We start from the raw sequence: 16349 nt of genomic DNA, 5'->3' as shown, positions 1-16349 counted from the left end.
CGCTCGGCGTCTCTACCTGGCGCAGATTATCGTCAAGGGAGGCCAAGGACGTGCGGGAGCTGCTGGGTTGGGGCTAGGCTTGGGGTCATGACCATGACTCGGCGACCGACCATGAGCGACACTTCCCGGCGCGGCTACCGGACAGGATGACGAGGGTGAGACAGGCGCTTTGCCACGTCACCCTGTTCGTCAAGCGACTGGTGCGGGTCGTGGCCCGACCGATGAAGCGTGATCATGGCCGCGGTGGCCTGACGGTCACCCCCTATCGGGGGTATGGCTCGCATCGGGAAGCCTTCCTGACGGGGCGTGTGTTCCGACAGTCGCCGCTGGCGCGGATGTTGCCGCGGCGCGGCTTTTTGCGCGACCTGGCCGATGTGGTGCGTCGCATCGCCCGCCGCGGCCTGGCCGGTGCCAGCGTCGAGATCCGCCTGGCCGACAGTCACGTCACCGTGACCACGAACCCTGACGGCTATTTCGACGCCCACCTGCCGCTCTCCCCGCACCTGCCGCGCGATACCGCCTGGCACCAGGCCGACCTGCGAGTCACGGCCGACCACGAAGCGCCGGTGTGCGCTACCGCGGACGTCTATATCCCGGCCCCCGAGACCGATCTGCTGGTGATCAGCGATATCGACGATACCGTGATGTACACCGGCGTGGCCCACAAGCTCGGCATGCTCTATCGGCTGTTCATCGAGAAACCCCACCGCCGCACGGCCTTTCCCGGTGTCGCATCGCTGTACCAAGCTTTGCATCGCGGCGCCGATGATCGGGGCGAGCGGCCCATCCTGTACGTGTCGCGGGGGCCCTGGGCAATCTACGAGGTGCTGGAGACCTTCTTCCAGCTCAATCGTATTCCGGTCGGGCCGATCCTGTTCCTGCGCGAGTGGGGCCTGTCCCTGCGCCATCCCTGGCCGCGCCGGGCCGAGGATCACAAGCAGAAATTGATCAGCCGCATGCTGGCGCTATTCGAGGGGGTGCCCTGTATCCTGATCGGCGACAGCGGGCAGCATGACCCCGAGGTCTATACCCGAATCGTCAAGGCCTATCCCGATCGCGTGCAGGCGATCTACATCCGTCGTGTGGACCGGCGGCCAGACCGGGAGCGCGCCATCCAGCGGTTGCGCGACCAGATCCGCCACACCCGCTGCGATCTGGTGCTGGCCACCGACAGCGTGCGGATGGCGGAACATGCCCATGCGCATGGCTTCATCTCCGCCCATGGGGTGGAGGCCGTGCGCCGTGACGTGACCGGGAGCGACGACGATGTCGCCTGAGCTCCGGGGGCAGCCGTCTCGACGGAGTAACGCCTACCTTGGCGCGTTGGCGATGACCACGGCGCGCCGAGGAGCCGGGTAGCCCTCCCGTGTCAGGGCGGTGTCGGCCGGGTCAAGGAAGTCGGCCAGGGACTGGAAGGTCATCCAGTCGGTGGCACGCTGCTCGTCTCGCGTGGTATCGGCCTCGTCCACCACCCGCACATGCTCGAAGCCGCAGCGCGCAAGCCAGGTGCATAGGGCGGCGGAGGAAGGCAGGAAGTAGACATTGGGCATGGCGGCGTAGCGATTGCCCGGCAACAGCACGGTGCGGGCATCGCCCTCGACCACCAGGGTTTCCAGCACCAGCTCGCCACCGGGACGCAATGCGCCCTTCAGCTGCAGCAGGTGCTCCAGCGGCGAAGGGCGATGGTACAGCACGCCCATGGAGAATACCGTATCGAAGAACCCCAGCCCCTCGGGGACTGCCTCGATGCCCACCGGCAGGAAGTGGGTCACGCCCCTGTCCGCCTCCCCGACGAAATGGCGCACCGCCTGGAACTGCCAGTAGAAGCGCGGCGAGGGGTCGATCACCAGCACGAAGGCGGCCCCTTGCCCGGCCATGCGCCAGGCGTGATAGCCGTTGCCACCACCCACGTCGAGTACCCGCCGGCCGGCCAGCGATGCCAGGTGCGGGGCCACTCGCCGCCACTTCCAGTCGGAGCGCCATTCGGTCTCGATGGCGATGCCACCGAGGCGGTAGGGCCCCTTGCGCCAAGGCATCAGGACGCGCAGCAGGTTCTCGGCCTGGCGGCGACGCGAGGTACCGAGATCGCAGTCGACCGTCACCGCGTCCGCGTCCAGCCGGACATGGCGGTCGGCAGGCAGCGGCGGCAGCTTGGCCACCGCCTTCTCCCAGGCGGGCAGGTCACCGTAGCGGCGGCGATCGAGGCCACCGGCCAGCTGCTCGGGCAGCCGGGCCAGCCAGGTCTCGAGCCCCTGGTCGACAAAGGCGTGGTAGAGGGCGCGATGTGGGGGCTGCATTGGTTCGCCTGGTCAGGAGTGGAATCATCGTGCGCTGGCAGCAAGATCGCCGCCGCTGGCCGGGGCCAGAGTGTACCCGAGAGGGCATGGCGATGACGACGGGACATACGCGATGCCTGGAACGCGGAGCACCAGGCAGTCGATTCCTTGCCCTGCTAGTCTGCTCTATAAGGCGGAGGCAAGGGAGGAGGGGCTGCCATGACCCAGGAACCACTTCCCGACGGCATGACATGGCTCGATGAACTGGAGGTCATGGTGATCGTGGACAACGAGACCGACACGTTGTCCAGCATTGATCCGGGTGTGCCCCAGAGCCCCGAAGTGGCGCGGCTCATCGAACGCACGCCGCCGAGCCGCCATCACGAGGGTCACGAATGCAAGACCGTGTTCGATCGGCTCTGCTGTGCCTGCCACGGGCTCTCCGTGCTGGTGACAGGGCGCCGGGACGGGCAGGCGCACAGTCTGCTGTTCGATGTCGGCCCCTATCCTGACATCTGGCTCGATAATGTCGCGCGCCTGGATATCGACCTGGCGAGCATCGAGTGTCTCTTCCTCTCCCACTGGCATTTCGACCACAGTGGCGGCCTGCCGGCGGTGGTCGCTGCCATCCGCGCGGCCCGGGACGCGGCGGGGCTGTCGCCGCCGGTGGTCGATCTGCATCCCGACCGTCCCGACCAGCGCGGGGCTCTGTTGCCGAGCGGGATCATGGCCATGTTGCCGCTGGAGCCGACCTTCGACGACATCGCCCGGGCGGGTGGACAGGTCGTCACCCAAGGCACCCCCCACCCGCTGTGCGAGGGGTTCTTCTTCGGCAGCGGGGAGATCGAGCGCGTCACCGAGTACGAGACCGGCCTTCCCGGCCATCACAGCTTTCGGGGGGAGCGCTGCGAGCCCGACCCTCTGATCATGGACGAACGCTTTGTCGCCGCCTGTGTGAGAGGACGTGGCGTGAGCCTCTTCTCGGCGTGTTCCCATGCCGGCATCGTCAACGCCTGCCTGACGGTGCAGAAGCTATTCCCGAGCCTACCGGTCGACCTGGTCCACGGGGGCTATCATCTGGCGGGCAAGGGGATGGAAGCGCGCATCGAGGCCACGGTTCGCGACCTCGAGACCCGTATCCAGCCCCGCCTCGTCGCGCCGGGGCACTGCACGGGCTGGCGGGCGAAGATGCGACTGGCCGAGGCCTTCAGCCCGGGTCGCTATGCGCCGAGCCTGGTGGGCAGCGTCTATCGCCTGGCAGCTGCCTCCTGAGGGGGCAGGGCCGGCTCAGTGCCGTGCCGCGGATAGGCGGTTGCTTTCCTCGAACAGCTGAAGATTCCTTTCCACGTTATATGGCCGCTCCTCCAGGCGCTCCGGATCCCATTCGCTGCGTGTTACCGCGAAGAAGTCACCGCCATAGATATGGATGGCGCCCGTCAGTCGGTCCAGCGGGTTGGTCACGGAATGGATGACATCTCGGTCCAGGGGCAGGACATCGCCTTGGCCGAGGTCTGTCGCTCCGTGGGCCTCGATGCGACCTGCAGGAACGTTCGGCACGCGCCGCCACAGGATATTGTCCTCGCGGCCTGTGTAGATGCCAATGACGGCCCACATGTTGTGGTTATGGGGCATAAGGATCATGCGTGGCCCCCAAACCACGTTGAGGATCGTCAGCTCGGCCGAGCGATGTAGCGTTTGGATGCCCGCTCGCCGCGGCTCACCTAGGGCCTCGAGCATACCGGGGGTGTCTTCCAATGCCCTGGCCAGGAGCTCGCGGGTGGCTTGCTGAGCCTCCCCACCTGCCGCGGCGAGGCAGCATGCTTCCCTGAAGCGATCCAGGTCGAACATGGCCAATCCTCCCCTTACGTTCGAAGGAACAAGTATGGACGTTCTTTCAATATAGTGGCCGCACCGGGTTACCACTCCTTGACGGCGTTCAGCGAGGTGACGTCGAGAGACTGGAATCAGGTCAGCGGGTGCGGAAAGCCTCGCCCTAGAAGAGGCACCAGCCGCTGGCCTCCATCAGGCGATAGCGCCAGTAGCGCCAGCGCGTGGCATCGTCGAAGGCCGTGTAGGGGTGGCTGTGACGTTCGCCGTCGCGATTATGCCAATAGCGGCTGAAGCTTTCCCGGGCACGGCGGATCACCGGATGGTCGTGTCCGGCGACGAGGTGTACCGCGGCTTCGAAGTTGTAGTCGTCGAGACTGCGCCGCGTGTAGTTGGCCGAACCGACCAGCAGGGCCGCTGGCCGGGCCCCACCGTGACGCAGCAGGACCTTGCTATGGGCATGAATGTCGGGTACCGCGCTCCAGCGGATGGCCAGTCCCGCGGCGTGAAGCTCGCGGGCCACCGGACGATTGGGCAGGCCGGGACTGCGCCGGCCGAAGTGACTGACGTTGGGGTCGAGCAGCAGGCGCACCGTCACCCCCCGCGCGTGGGCCCGGCACAGGGCCCGGATTACCCGCCGGTGGGCGAGGTAGAGGGCGTTGATGTCGAGGCACTCGTCGTCCCGGGCCTGGTCGATCAGCACCAGCAGGGCGTCGCGGATGGCGCCTTCGGTGAGGACCCGCAGCCGAGGTATCCCGAGAAACGGGGAGGTCGGGGGGCTTGGGGTGGGAAGGGGGGAGCCGCCCGAAAAGGCGGCGATGGCCAGTTCGCTGTGCAGCAGGTCCAGGACCGCGGGCCCACGAAGGCGCAGCGCCGTGTCGCGATAGGCGCTGCTACCGTCATCGGCGTTGGCCGACCCGACCACCGCCAGCCACTCCTCGCCCCGATCGACCACCAGCACCTTGCGATGATTGGCATTGAGGTTGAGCACGGACAGGTAGCAGCGCAGGGTGACGCGCCCCGGGCCGAGGGGGTTGGGCAGCCAGCCGCCCCGGGGCGGGGGAGTGCCGAACCATTGGAAGGCGAGACGCCACAGCGCCGTCCAGGTCGGGTTAGGGTCCCGGCCGGGACGCAGGTCGGTGACCACCACCTGGATACCGGCCTGGCGCAGCGCCGCCAGGTGCGCCGGCAGTTGGTCACCGTAGCAGGTGTTGATCGGGTCGGTGATCACCAATACGTCGAGGGCTGGCACCTCTGCCTTGCGAAGCAGCAGGGTCTGGCAGAGCTCGCTGGCGATGGGGCGGTGGCACGCCTCGTCGGCCAGCACGCCGAACTGGAAGATGTCGATCACCACCCGACGACGGGCCTGGCCGATAAGCGCCAGCCACTCGTCGAAGATCTGCTGTCGGCACTGCCGTCGGCCGGCGGTATCCAACCAGGTCTCGTCGAGCAGCAGGACCGGATCCCGGGCTTCGTGCCAGGGGCCGCAGAGGTGAAGGCCGCGGGGCAAGGGCTTGCGCACCTGCCACCAGGCCGTGCCCAGCCAGGCGGACAGCAGGACCAATGTCACGAGAACGGATAGGCTGCTCATCAGGCCCCCGGTGCCTGATCCTCAGGCTTTGAAGGCGATCAGGGAAGCGAAGTTCAGGTGCTGGAACCACGTCAGCGAGCGCGGGAAGCCAGCCCGCGCCAGGCGCGTGTGGTGCGCGGTCAGGGTGTCGGGAACCAGCACATTTTCCAGGGCGTTACGCTTCTGGCTGATCTCCAACTCGCTGTAGCCGTTGGCGCGCTTGAAGTCATGGTAGCGCTCCACCAGCCAGGCATTGTCCTGCTCGTCGTCGGCCTTGATCTTCTCGGAGAGCACCAGCACCCCACCGGGCTCTAGGGCATCATACAGACGGGCGATCACCGCGTCGCGCTCCTCCGGGGCCAGGAACTGCAGCGTGAAGTTGAGCATGATCATTCCCGACGGGCGGTAGTCCAGAATGCGGATATCGCCTTCGAGGACCGTCATGGCGTGCTCGGGACACTCGTCCGCCAGGGTCTGCCGGGCCCGGGCGACCATGGCCGGCGAGAGGTCGACGCCGGTATAGCGAAAGGCGTCGGGGGAAAGCCGCCCGGCCAGCGCCAGCCCCCCGGCGCCCAACGAGCAGCCCAGGTCGTAGACATGCCCGCCGTGGCGCAGGTGGCGCCGCGCGATCAGTCCCAGCATGGCGAGTATCTGGCCGTAGCCCGGCACCGAGCGGCGGATCATATCGGGAAAGCAGGCCACCACGCGCTCGTCGAAGGAAAAGCTCGCCACCCGGTCCAGGGGTGTCGAAAAGATGGCGTCACGGTAAGATGCGTCACTCATGGGCAGGCTGGAGCAGTAGGCTGGAAGGCCCTTATTCTACGCTTCCCTGCTGTTGGCTGCACGACAGGACGTCCAGGAGGAGATCCATGCGCCATACTCCCATCGACCAGCAGCGGGCCTGGTGTGCCCTCGCCGAACATGCCGCCGGCATGGGACGCCGGCACCTGCGCAACCTCTTCGCCGAACAGCCCGGACGCTTCGAGACCTTCGGTCGCCGCGCGGCCGGGCTGACCCTCGACCTCTCCAAGCAGCGCTGGTCAGAAACCACCCTCGAGCTGTTGCTGGACCTGGCTCGTGAGGCGGGGGTGCCGGAGGCCATCCGCGGCCTGATGGCCGGCGAGCGGGTCAACCGCAGCGAGGATCGGCCGGCCCTGCATACCGCCCTGCGCCTGCCGCCGGAGGCCTCGCTGGTGGTCGACGGCGAGGACCTGGTGCCCGGGGTGCATGCCACCCTGGAGCGCATGGCGACCATGGTCGAGCGTTTCCATGCCGGTCAGTGGCGCGGCGCCACCGGCCGGGCCATCCGCGATGTGGTCAACCTCGGCGTAGGGGGCTCCGACCTGGGGCCGCTGATGGTCACCCATGCCCTGGCCGACTACCGGCCCGAGGGCATTCATCGGGTCGATGTGCACTTCGCCTCGACCATGGATGGCTCCCAGCTGGCCGATTACCTGACCCGGCTCAATCCCGAAACCACCCTGTTCGTGCTCTCCTCGAAGTCCTTCACCACCATCGACACCCTCTCCAATGCCCGCACCGCCCGGGACTGGCTGAAGGCTCGGCTGATGGACGGCCATCCGGAAGGGGTCGACACCGACCTGATCATGCGTCAGCACTTCATCGGCGTCTCGGCGAGTCCCGAGAAGATGGCCGACTGGGGCATCGCCCCCGACCACCAGCTCGAATTCTGGGAGTGGGTCGGTGGGCGCTATTCGCTGTGGGGCGCCATCGGGCTGCCCATCGCCCTGGTGGTGGGCATGGACCGTTTCCGCGAGCTGCTGGCCGGGGCCCATGCCATGGACCGCCACTTCAGCGAGGCACCGCTTGCCGACAACCTGCCGGTGCTGCTGGCGCTCGCCGGGATCTGGAACGTCAACTTCCTGGATATCCGTGCCCACTCGATCCTGCCCTATGATGGCCGGCTGGAGTACTTCGCCGCTTACCTCGAACAGCTGGAGATGGAGTCCAACGGCAAGTCGGTCACCCACGAAGGCCACCAGGTCGACTATTCCACCTGCCCGGTGTTGTGGGGACAGCTAGGGCCCAACGCCCAGCATGCCTTCTATCAGCTGCTCCACCAGGGCACCCAGGCGGTGGAGTGCGACTTCATCGCCCCCCGGGTGCGCTATGACGATGTCGAGGATCCGGCGACCCGCGACCACCTGATGGCCCAGCATCGCCTGACGCTGGCCAACTGCTTCGCCCAGTCACGGGTGCTGATGCTCGGTGACGATGCCATCGAGGACGAGGGACCGCGCCCCGAATACAAGCACTACCGGGGCAACCAGCCCTCCAGCACCCTGCTGCTGGACCGCCTGACCCCAGCGACCCTGGGGGCCTTGATCGCCCTCTATGAACACAAGGTATTCGTCCAGGCGACCATCTGGGACATCAACCCCTTCGACCAGTGGGGGGTGGAATTGGGCAAGAAGATCGCCGGCGAGACCCAGCGGATCCTCGAGCATCACCGTGGGCTCGATGGCATGGACGACTCCACCCGCGGGCTCATCGAGGCGGTCTGGCGGGCCGAGGCGGAGGGGGAGACCTAGTGCTGGCCATATATACAGGGCTTGAGGTATGCTGAGTGCGCCGCTCGACCGGCGACCGGCCAGTGGCGTGCTCTACCTGCACGGCTTCAACAGCGGCAGCGCCTCGCCCAAGGCAGCGCTGATGCGCTGTGCCTGCGATGCGCTCGGGCTGCCCCGGGAGACCCCCCACCTGCCGCATCGCCCCGGCGCGGCGCTGGCCCAGGCCGAGGCATGCCTGTCACGGCTGGGGGCGTATCCGCTGCTGGTGGGCAGCTCCATGGGGGGCTTTCTGGCCACCCTGCTGGCGGAGCGCCATGGGCTGCCCGCGGTCCTGGTCAATCCGGCGGTCGCGCCGGCGGGGCTGGTGGCAGACTGGATCGACACTGCGTTCGTCAATCCCTACACCGAGGAGACCTTCGTCGTCGAGGCGGCCCACCGTGAGGAACTGGCGGCCCTGACGCCCGTCCACGTCACCCCGGCGCGCTACCTGCTGTTGCTGGGCACCGCCGACGAGACCCTAGACTGCCGGGATGCCTTCGCGTGTTACCGCGGCGCCCGATGCATCCTGCATCCCCGAGGTGACCATGGCTTTGCTGCCCTGGCCGATTACCTGCCGGCGGTGCTGGCCCACGGCGGCCATGCCTTGGCGCCCGGCACGGTCGGGCCGCGCCGCTGAGGTCGCCGACCCCATCATGCATAGGAACCGGATGATGCCATGACACAATACAGCGCCAGCTCGATCGAGGTGCTTTCCGGGCTGGAGCCCGTGCGCAAGCGCCCCGGCATGTACACCGACACTTCGCGGCCCAATCACCTAGTCCAGGAGGTCATCGACAACAGCGTCGACGAGGCGCTGGCCGGGCATGCCAGCACGATCAGCGTGCGGCTGTTCGAGGACGGGGGCATCGAGGTCGGTGATGACGGCCGCGGCATGCCCATCGATATCCATCCGGAACACGGAGTGTCCGGAGTCGAGCTGATCATGACCCGGCTGCATGCCGGCGGGAAGTTCTCGGCTACGAGCTATCGTTTCTCCGGCGGCCTGCATGGCGTTGGGGTCTCGGTGGTCAACGCCCTGTCGAAGCGCCTCGAGATCGAGGTGCTCAAGGGCGGGCAGCGCCACGGCATGGCCTTCGAGCATGGCGAGACGGCCTCGCCCCTGGAAGTGATCGGCAGTGCCCCGAAGCGGGCCACCGGGACCCTGGTGCGTTTCTGGCCCGAGGAGAGCTACTTCGACGCCCCGAAGCTGGCGCTGGGTCGCCTCAAGCACCTGCTGCGCGCCAAGGCGGTGCTCTGTCCGGGGCTCGAGGTCACCCTCACTGAGCCCGACGGCACCCAGAGCGTCTGGCAGTTCGAGGATGGCCTGCGCGACTACCTGGCCCAGGCCACCGACGGCTATGAGGTGTTGCCGGCTTCGCCTTTCGTCGGGCATTTCGCCGACGACGAGCACGGCGTGGACTGGGCCATTCAGTGGCTGCCCGAGGGCGGCGAGCCGTTGCTCGAGAGTTACGTCAACCTGATCCCCACGCCCCAGGGCGGCACCCACGTCAACGGCCTGCGTGCGGGCTTGCTCGACGCCCTTCGCGAGTTCTGCGAATACCGAAGTCTGTTGCCCCGGGGCGTCAAGCTCAGTGCCGAAGACCTCTGGGAGCGGGTCGCCTACGTGCTCTCGGTGAAGATGCTCGATCCCCAGTTCGCCGGCCAGACCAAGGAGCGGTTGTCGTCGCGTACCGTGGCCGGTTTCGTCTCCGGGGTGGTCAAGGACGCCTTCTCGCTGTGGCTCAACCACCACGTCGACCAGGGCGAGGCCCTCGCGGAGCTGGTCATCAGCGCCGCCCAGCGCCGCCAGAAGAGTGCCAGGAAGGTGGCGCGCAAGAAGGTCACCTCGGGCCCGGCACTGCCCGGCAAGCTGGCCGACTGCTCGGGCCAGGACCCGGCCGGCAGCGAGCTGTTCCTGGTGGAGGGCGACAGCGCCGGGGGTAGCGCCAAGCAGGCACGCAACCGCGAGACCCAGGCGATCCTGCCGCTGCGCGGCAAGATATTGAACACCTGGGAGGTGGAGGCCCACGACATCTACGGCTCCCAGGAAGTCCACGACATCGCCGTGGCCGTGGGCATGGACCCGGGCAGCGACGACCTTACCAAATTGCGCTACCACAAGATCTGCATCCTCGCCGATGCCGACTCGGATGGCCTGCACATCGCCACCCTGCTGTGCGCGCTCTTCGTGCGCCACTTCCCCGCGCTGGTGGACGCCGGTCATGTCTACGTGGCCATGCCGCCGCTGTACCGTATCGATCTCGGCAAGGAAGTGCAGTATGCCCTGGACGAGAGCGAGAAGGCCGCCATCCTGCGTCAGCTCGAGAGTCGGCGCGGGACGCCCAATGTCCAACGCTTCAAGGGGCTGGGCGAGATGAGCCCGCTGCAGCTGCGCGAGACCACCATGGCGCCGGAGACCCGTCGGCTGGTACAGCTCACCCGGGAGGTTGGCGACGGCACCATGGAGATGATGGACATGCTGCTGGCCAAGAAGCGCTCGTCCGATCGCAAGAGCTGGCTCGAGGACTACGGCAACCTCGCCGAGATCGAGGTGTAACCTCGGCTACGGGCTACGGGCTACGGGCTACGGGCTAAGGGCCGTGGGATTCGCAGCCCGAAGCTCGCGGCCCGAAGCTTTTCCAGAGCGTATCGTGCGGGCACTCCCCGCGAATTTTCCATCGATGGTAGAAGGGCGCTAACCCCATGACCATGGATATCCAGGTGGCGGAGGGCGACGTTGAACGCCTGTCCCTCCGCGAGTACACCGAGAAGGCGTACCTCGACTATTCGATGTACGTCATCCTCGACCGGGCGTTGCCGCACATCGGCGACGGCATGAAGCCGGTGCAGCGGCGCATCGTCTATGCAATGCGCGAGCTCTCGCTCAATGCCAGCGCCAAGTACAAGAAGTCGGCGCGTACCGTCGGCGATGTGCTGGGTAAGTTCCATCCCCACGGCGACAGCGCCTGCTACGAGGCCATGGTGCTGATGGCCCAGCCGTTCAGCTACCGCTACCCGCTGGTCGACGGCCAGGGCAACTGGGGCAGTCCCGACGATCCCAAGTCCTTCGCCGCCATGCGCTACACCGAGGCACGGCTGTCGAAGTTCGCCGAGGTGCTGCTCAGTGAGCTCGGCCAGGGCACCGTGGACTGGACCCCCAACTTCGACGGCACCATGTTTGAGCCGGTGGTGCTGCCGGCACGGTTGCCGCATGTGCTGCTCAATGGCGGCACCGGCATCGCCGTGGGCATGGCCACCGACATTCCGCCGCACAACGTGGCCGAGGTGGTCGAGGCGACCTGCCACCTGTTGCGCCATCCCGAGGCGACCACCAGTGACCTGCTCGAGTATTTGCCGGCGCCGGACTTTCCCTCGGCCGCCGAGATCATCACGCCGCGTCGCGACCTGCGGAAGGTCTACGAAAGCGGGCGTGGCTCGGTGAAGCTGCGGGCCCGCTATGGGATGGAAGAGGGCAGTATCGTGGTCACCGCGCTGCCCTACCAAGTCAGCGGCGCCAAGGTGCTCGAGCAGATCGCCGGCCAGATGCAGGCCAAGAAGCTGCCCATGGTCGCCGACCTGCGCGACGAGTCCACCCATGAGGAGCCCACCCGGCTGGTCATCGAGCCACGCTCGAACCGGGTGGACATCGAGGCGCTGATGGCGCATCTCTTCGCTACCACCGACCTCGAGAAGAACATCCGCGTCAACATGAACGTGATCGGCCTGGATGGCCGGCCGCGGGTCATGTCGCTGCCGGACCTGCTCGGTGAATGGCTGCGCTTCCGGCGCAGCACGGTGCGCCGGCGCCTCGAGCATCGCCTGGGCAAGGTCCAGGACCGGTTGCACATCCTCGAAGGCCTGCTCATCGCCTACCTCAACATCGACGAGGTGATCCGCATCATCCGCGAGGAGGACGAGCCCAAGGCCGCGCTGATCGAGGCCTTCGGTCTCAGCGAGCACCAGGCCGAGGCGATTCTCGAGCTGCGCCTGCGCCACCTGGCCAAGCTCGAGGAGATGAAGATCCGTGGCGAGCAGGACGACCTGGAGGCGGAACGGGCGCATCTTGAGACATTGCTGGGCGATGAGGCAAGGCTCACCGACCTGATCGAGGAGGAACTGCGTGCCGCCGCCAGGGACTACGGTGATGCGCGCCGCGCGCCGCTGGTCGAGCGCGAGGAGGCCCGAGCGCTCTCCGAGGTCGAGCTGCTGGGGGCCGACCCCATCACCGTGGTGCTCTCCGAGAAGGGCTGGATCCGCAGTGCCAAGGGGCACGACATCGACCCTGCCGGCCTCTCCTACAAGGCCGGCGACCGTTTCGCCCTGGCCGCCTGGGGCAAGACCAACCAGCCGCTGGTGCTGCTGGACGATACCGGGCGCGCCTATACGCTGCAGGCCCACAACCTGCCCAGCGCCCGGGGCCAGGGCGAGCCGGTTACCGGGCGCGCCAACGTCGCGGCCGGGGCCCACATGATCGGGGTGATGCTGGCGCCCCCCGATACCCGCTACCTGCTCGCCTCCGACGGTGGCTACGGCTTCGTGGCGCGCCTCGACACCCTGACCGGCAAGAACAAGGCCGGTAAGGCGGTGCTCACCCTGCCCAAGGGCTGCAACGTGCTGCCGCCCGTCGCACTGCCGGAGGTCGAGGATCTGAGCGTGGCGGTGGTTTCCAACGAGGGCCGGCTGCTGGTCTTCCCGCTCGAGGCGTTGCCCGAGATGGCCAAGGGCAAGGGCAACAAGATGCTCGACATTCCCGGCGCCCGGGCGGCGCGGCGTGAAGAGTTCGTCCGCGACCTGGTGGTCCTGGCGCCGAGCGCTACCCTGGTGGTGCATGCCGGCAAGCGCAAGCTGACGCTCAAGGCCGCCGATCTGGAGTATTATCGCGGCGAGCGCGGCCGGCGCGGCAGCAAGCTGCCCCGCGGCCTGCAGAAGGTCGATCGGCTCGAGGTAGACTCTTGAGCTTCGGGCTTCGGGCTTCGGGCTTCGGGCTTCGGGCTTCGGGCTTCGGGCTTCGGGCTTCGGGCTTCGGGCTGCTGGTGGCCCGCGGCCCGAAGCTCGTGGCGACTCATGAAATGAGGGAATCATGACACGACGACTACTGATCCGCGCCACCGGTACGGCACGCCCCGGCCAGCTCGCCGGGTTGGGCAAGGCCCTGGCGACGAGTGGCGCCCGCCTGCTGGACATCAACCAGAGCGTGACCTTCGGCATCCTGTCCCTGGAGGCCCTGGTAGGACTCGACCGGGACAGCGATCTGGAAGGCGCGTTGGCCACGGCCGGCGACACCCTGGGGCTCGATGTCCAGGCGATCCAGGTCAGTGCCGAGGACTACCAGCGCTGGAGCGTGGCGGCCGGCCAGCCGCGCTTGATCCTGACCCTGCTGGCGCCCCACCTGCCAGCGGGGATACTGGCCGAGGTCGGGGCCCTGACCGCCGAGCATGGCCTGACCGTGGAGCTGATCCACCGTCTTTCGGGCCGCGAGCCCCTGGACGGCGGCATCCCGGAGCATGGGGCCTGCGTGGAGTGCTGGCTGCGAGGCGAAGAGGTCGACCTGGAGTCGCTGCGCGAGAAGGCCCTGGCGCTGGGCGCCATGCACGGCGTGGACATCGCGCTCCAGGAGGATTCCATCTGGCGCCGCCACCGTCGCCTGGTGTGCTTCGACATGGATTCCACCCTGATCCAGGCCGAGGTGATCGACGAGCTGGCACGCCGCCACGGCGTCTATGACGAGGTCGCCGCGGTCACCGAGCGGGCCATGCGCGGCGAGCTGGACTTCCCGCAGAGCTTCCGCGAGCGCATGGCCAAGCTCAAGGGACTCGACGAGTCGGTACTCGCCGAGATCGCCGAAACGCTGCCGCTGATGGACGGCCTGGAGCGGTTGATGCACCACCTCAAGCGGCTGGGCTATCGCACCGCCATTCTCTCCGGCGGTTTCACCTACTTCGCCCGCCACCTGCAGGAGAGGCTCGGCTTCGACGAGGTCCATGCCAACGAGCTGGTGATCGAGGATGGCAAGGTGACCGGCGAGGTCCGCGAGCCCATCATCGATGCCGACCGCAAGGTCGCGCTGCTGCACGAGATCGCCGAGCGGGAGGGCCTGGCCATGGAGCAGACCATCGCCGTGGGCGACGGCGCCAACGACCTCAAGATGCTGGCCGCCGCGGGGCTCGGCATCGCCTTTCGTGCCAAGCCACTGGTGCGGGCCCGGGCCCGCCAGTCGATCTCCACCCTGGGGCTCGATGCGGTGCTCTATCTGATCGGCTATCGCCAGCGGGATCTGGAGGCCTAGGTTACTGCCTTTGCCGATGCTGGCGGCGTCTCGGGTGTTCAGTACTCGGGCACACCGTGCAGACCAGCATCCACCAGGTTTGGCAATAACTCGCGGCGGTGACGGTGAGAGTGTAAATAAATGTAGCGATACTGTGAGCGTTCGGCTACGCTGGATAAGGCGAGGCTCGGACGCATCCCAGATGCTGGCGAGTTGTCGCATGAAGAGACTCATGGCCAAGGACGGCTGCCCTTTGGTTGCCCTCAAGGAGGCCTCCTTACGCTTGGGCGTGAACGCTGCGCAGCGAATAGAGTCCATGTGGGGGCATTGCCTCTAACCAAGGAGCTATCTCATGGACGTGATCCGCCTTCTGTTCGCGATTCTGCTGCCCCCCGTGGGCGTATTCCTCCAGGTCGGCATCGGACTGCATTTCTGGGTCAATATCCTGCTGACGCTGTTGGGCTACATCCCCGGTATCGTGCATGCGGTGTGGATCATCGCTCGGCGATGAGCGACGTCATAGCCTGCTTCCGTTCCAGGCGCCACACTGGCGATTCCGACCCCCGGTAGGCCGGCGGTCTTCTAGCGTGTTCACCTGAACGCATCCTCTGGTCAGCCGATCCTCCCGCCACCTCTCTTGTTCCAAGGCCTCATTCGAACGTACGCCTCCTACCTGTTCTCGGGAGCAGGAGCAGGGGGCTTGTGTCAGGGAAGGAGCCCGGCAGTGGAGGGCGTCTTCCATAGGATGGCAGAGGCTGGCGGCATGGTATTATCGCGTCGGTTCTCGGCTAGGAGTTATACGTCGAGTTGTACGTCGTGAGCCGCCAACGGCCTTGGTTTACTGGTGAACCACACCGTTCCCCATCATAAAAGCAACTATTATTCAATACGTTGTGAGAGTTATCCCATCATGAACGCTACCTTCGCCACCTGGCGCGATCACTTCGAGCGGCTGCGCGCCAACAAGCTGTTCGAGACCGCTGTCATCGCCATCATCCTCCTCTCGGCGCTGCTGATCGGGGCCAAGACCTACGAGGAGACGACACGGTTCGAACAGTGGCTGCTGGTCCTGGATACGGCAATCACGGTGTTCTTCCTGGTCGAGATCCTGATCCGCATGGCCGCCGAGAAGCGCCTGCGGGACTTCTTCCGCCAAGGCTGGAACGTCTTCGACTTCCTGATCGTCATGGCCAGCCTGGTGCCTCTGGACAACTCGGATATGGTGCTGCTGGCGCGGCTGCTGCGCATCTTCCGCGTCTTGCGTCTGGTCTCGCTGATCCCCGAGCTGCGGGTGTTGATGGCGGCACTGGTCAAGTCGATCCCGCGTATGGGGTACGTGGCCCTGCTGATGTTCATCATCTTCTACATCTACGCGGCGGTCGGCAGCTTCCTGTTCGCCGACATCGACGACTTCCTGTGGGGCAACATCACGGCCGCCTTGCTGACGCTGTTCCGGGTGGCCACCTTCGAGGACTGGACCGACGTGATGTACGCCACCCAGGAGGCCTATGCCTGGAGCTGGCTCTACTACCTGACCTTCATCTTCCTGACGGCCTTTATCTTCCTGAACATGATGATCGGTATCGTGCTCGACGTGATGCAGAAGGAGAGCGTGCAGATCGAGATCGAGAACGGCGAGGGCGAGGCCGCCGAGTTGCATGGCCTGCGCGATGACGTGCGCCGCTTGAGCGACCAGCTAGAGCGCATGGAAGCGACCCTGGCTGCCCGGGAAAACGCCCCCCGTGGTTGACAAGCCGGCCCAGTCTTGATTCTCTATGGTCATGAACATGACATTGCGCCACCTCGTCCTCGACCTACGACTACTAGCCCGCCGCTGAGCG

13 protein-coding genes are annotated in these 16349 nt (G+C 66.7%); 9 read left to right on the top strand and 4 right to left on the bottom strand.

The features are described 5' to 3' along the window. Positions 1-221: 221 nt before the first annotated feature. The gene (locus FHR94_RS10625; protein ID WP_183325757.1) at positions 222-1277 is read left to right on the top strand and encodes an App1 family protein phosphatidate phosphatase; all 1056 of its coding nucleotides are present in this window, start codon (positions 222-224) and stop codon (positions 1275-1277) included. A 33-nt stretch (positions 1278-1310) separates the two neighbouring features. Here FHR94_RS10625 and cmoB read toward each other — a convergent pair whose 3' ends face one another. Next, the gene (cmoB, locus tag FHR94_RS10620) at positions 1311-2297 is read right to left on the bottom strand and encodes a tRNA 5-methoxyuridine(34)/uridine 5-oxyacetic acid(34) synthase CmoB (RefSeq protein ID WP_183325699.1); all 987 of its coding nucleotides are present in this window, start codon (positions 2295-2297) and stop codon (positions 1311-1313) included. Between the two features lie 198 nt (positions 2298-2495). Between cmoB and FHR94_RS10615 the strand changes: the two genes are divergently transcribed. Beyond that, on the top strand, positions 2496-3548 hold the full coding sequence (locus FHR94_RS10615) for an MBL fold metallo-hydrolase (protein ID WP_183325697.1): 1053 nt from the start codon (positions 2496-2498) through the stop codon (positions 3546-3548). Positions 3549-3563: 15 nt separating this feature from the next. Here the strand turns inward: FHR94_RS10615 and FHR94_RS10610 are convergent, their stop codons facing one another. From FHR94_RS10610 to cmoA, 3 genes are all read right to left on the bottom strand, one after another. Next, positions 3564-4124, bottom strand: coding sequence for a hypothetical protein (locus FHR94_RS10610; RefSeq protein ID WP_183325696.1), 561 nt, complete (start codon positions 4122-4124; stop codon positions 3564-3566). 145 nt (positions 4125-4269) lie between these two features. After that, on the bottom strand, positions 4270-5694 hold the full coding sequence (locus tag FHR94_RS10605; protein ID WP_183325694.1) for a phospholipase D-like domain-containing protein: 1425 nt from the start codon (positions 5692-5694) through the stop codon (positions 4270-4272). Positions 5695-5715: 21 nt separating this feature from the next. After that, positions 5716-6456, bottom strand: coding sequence for a carboxy-S-adenosyl-L-methionine synthase CmoA (gene cmoA, locus FHR94_RS10600; RefSeq protein WP_183325693.1), 741 nt, complete (start codon positions 6454-6456; stop codon positions 5716-5718). Between the two features lie 86 nt (positions 6457-6542). On the opposite strand from cmoA, the gene pgi reads away from it, so the two are divergent. The 7 genes from pgi (at position 6543) to FHR94_RS10565 (ending at position 16258) form a co-directional block, all read left to right on the top strand. Continuing rightward, the gene (gene pgi / locus FHR94_RS10595; RefSeq protein WP_183325692.1) at positions 6543-8225 is read left to right on the top strand and encodes a glucose-6-phosphate isomerase; all 1683 of its coding nucleotides are present in this window, start codon (positions 6543-6545) and stop codon (positions 8223-8225) included. A 28-nt stretch (positions 8226-8253) separates the two neighbouring features. Beyond that, on the top strand, positions 8254-8880 hold the full coding sequence (locus tag FHR94_RS10590; protein WP_183325690.1) for a YqiA/YcfP family alpha/beta fold hydrolase: 627 nt from the start codon (positions 8254-8256) through the stop codon (positions 8878-8880). A gap of 39 nt (positions 8881-8919) precedes the next feature. Then, positions 8920-10800 (top strand): DNA topoisomerase IV subunit B, encoded by a 1881-nt coding sequence (gene parE, locus FHR94_RS10585; protein WP_183325689.1) that lies wholly within the window; start codon positions 8920-8922, stop codon positions 10798-10800. A gap of 146 nt (positions 10801-10946) precedes the next feature. Continuing rightward, positions 10947-13199 (top strand): DNA topoisomerase IV subunit A, encoded by a 2253-nt coding sequence (gene parC / locus FHR94_RS10580; protein WP_183325687.1) that lies wholly within the window; start codon positions 10947-10949, stop codon positions 13197-13199. A 124-nt stretch (positions 13200-13323) separates the two neighbouring features. Continuing rightward, on the top strand, positions 13324-14529 hold the full coding sequence (gene serB, locus FHR94_RS10575) for a phosphoserine phosphatase SerB (protein WP_183325686.1): 1206 nt from the start codon (positions 13324-13326) through the stop codon (positions 14527-14529). 331 nt (positions 14530-14860) lie between these two features. Continuing rightward, on the top strand, positions 14861-15019 hold the full coding sequence (locus tag FHR94_RS10570) for a YqaE/Pmp3 family membrane protein (protein WP_183325684.1): 159 nt from the start codon (positions 14861-14863) through the stop codon (positions 15017-15019). 399 nt (positions 15020-15418) lie between these two features. Beyond that, entirely contained in the window at positions 15419-16258 is an 840-nt protein-coding gene (locus tag FHR94_RS10565; protein WP_183325682.1) for an ion transporter, read from the top strand. Positions 16259-16349: the final 91 nt, after the last annotated feature.

The sequence above is a fragment of the Halomonas cerina genome (assembly GCF_014192215.1).
GTDB classification, from domain to species: domain Bacteria; phylum Pseudomonadota; class Gammaproteobacteria; order Pseudomonadales; family Halomonadaceae; genus Halomonas; species Halomonas cerina.
Note: the sequence above shows the minus strand (reverse complement) of the source record. Positions and strands in the feature narration are given on the sequence as shown.

Coding starts and splice junctions, on each gene's coding strand:
- FHR94_RS10565 (WP_183325682.1), top strand. CDS start 15,419: ATGAACGCTACCTTCGCCACCTGGCGCGATCACTTCGAGCGGCTGCGC.
- FHR94_RS10625 (WP_183325757.1), top strand. CDS start 222: ATGAAGCGTGATCATGGCCGCGGTGGCCTGACGGTCACCCCCTATCGG.
- cmoB (WP_183325699.1), bottom strand. CDS start 2,297: ATGCAGCCCCCACATCGCGCCCTCTACCACGCCTTTGTCGACCAGGGG.
- serB (WP_183325686.1), top strand. CDS start 13,324: ATGACACGACGACTACTGATCCGCGCCACCGGTACGGCACGCCCCGGC.
- FHR94_RS10590 (WP_183325690.1), top strand. CDS start 8,254: ATGCTGAGTGCGCCGCTCGACCGGCGACCGGCCAGTGGCGTGCTCTAC.
- parE (WP_183325689.1), top strand. CDS start 8,920: ATGACACAATACAGCGCCAGCTCGATCGAGGTGCTTTCCGGGCTGGAG.
- FHR94_RS10615 (WP_183325697.1), top strand. CDS start 2,496: ATGACCCAGGAACCACTTCCCGACGGCATGACATGGCTCGATGAACTG.
- cmoA (WP_183325693.1), bottom strand. CDS start 6,456: ATGAGTGACGCATCTTACCGTGACGCCATCTTTTCGACACCCCTGGAC.
- FHR94_RS10570 (WP_183325684.1), top strand. CDS start 14,861: ATGGACGTGATCCGCCTTCTGTTCGCGATTCTGCTGCCCCCCGTGGGC.
- FHR94_RS10610 (WP_183325696.1), bottom strand. CDS start 4,124: ATGTTCGACCTGGATCGCTTCAGGGAAGCATGCTGCCTCGCCGCGGCA.
- pgi (WP_183325692.1), top strand. CDS start 6,543: ATGCGCCATACTCCCATCGACCAGCAGCGGGCCTGGTGTGCCCTCGCC.
- FHR94_RS10605 (WP_183325694.1), bottom strand. CDS start 5,694: ATGAGCAGCCTATCCGTTCTCGTGACATTGGTCCTGCTGTCCGCCTGG.
- parC (WP_183325687.1), top strand. CDS start 10,947: ATGACCATGGATATCCAGGTGGCGGAGGGCGACGTTGAACGCCTGTCC.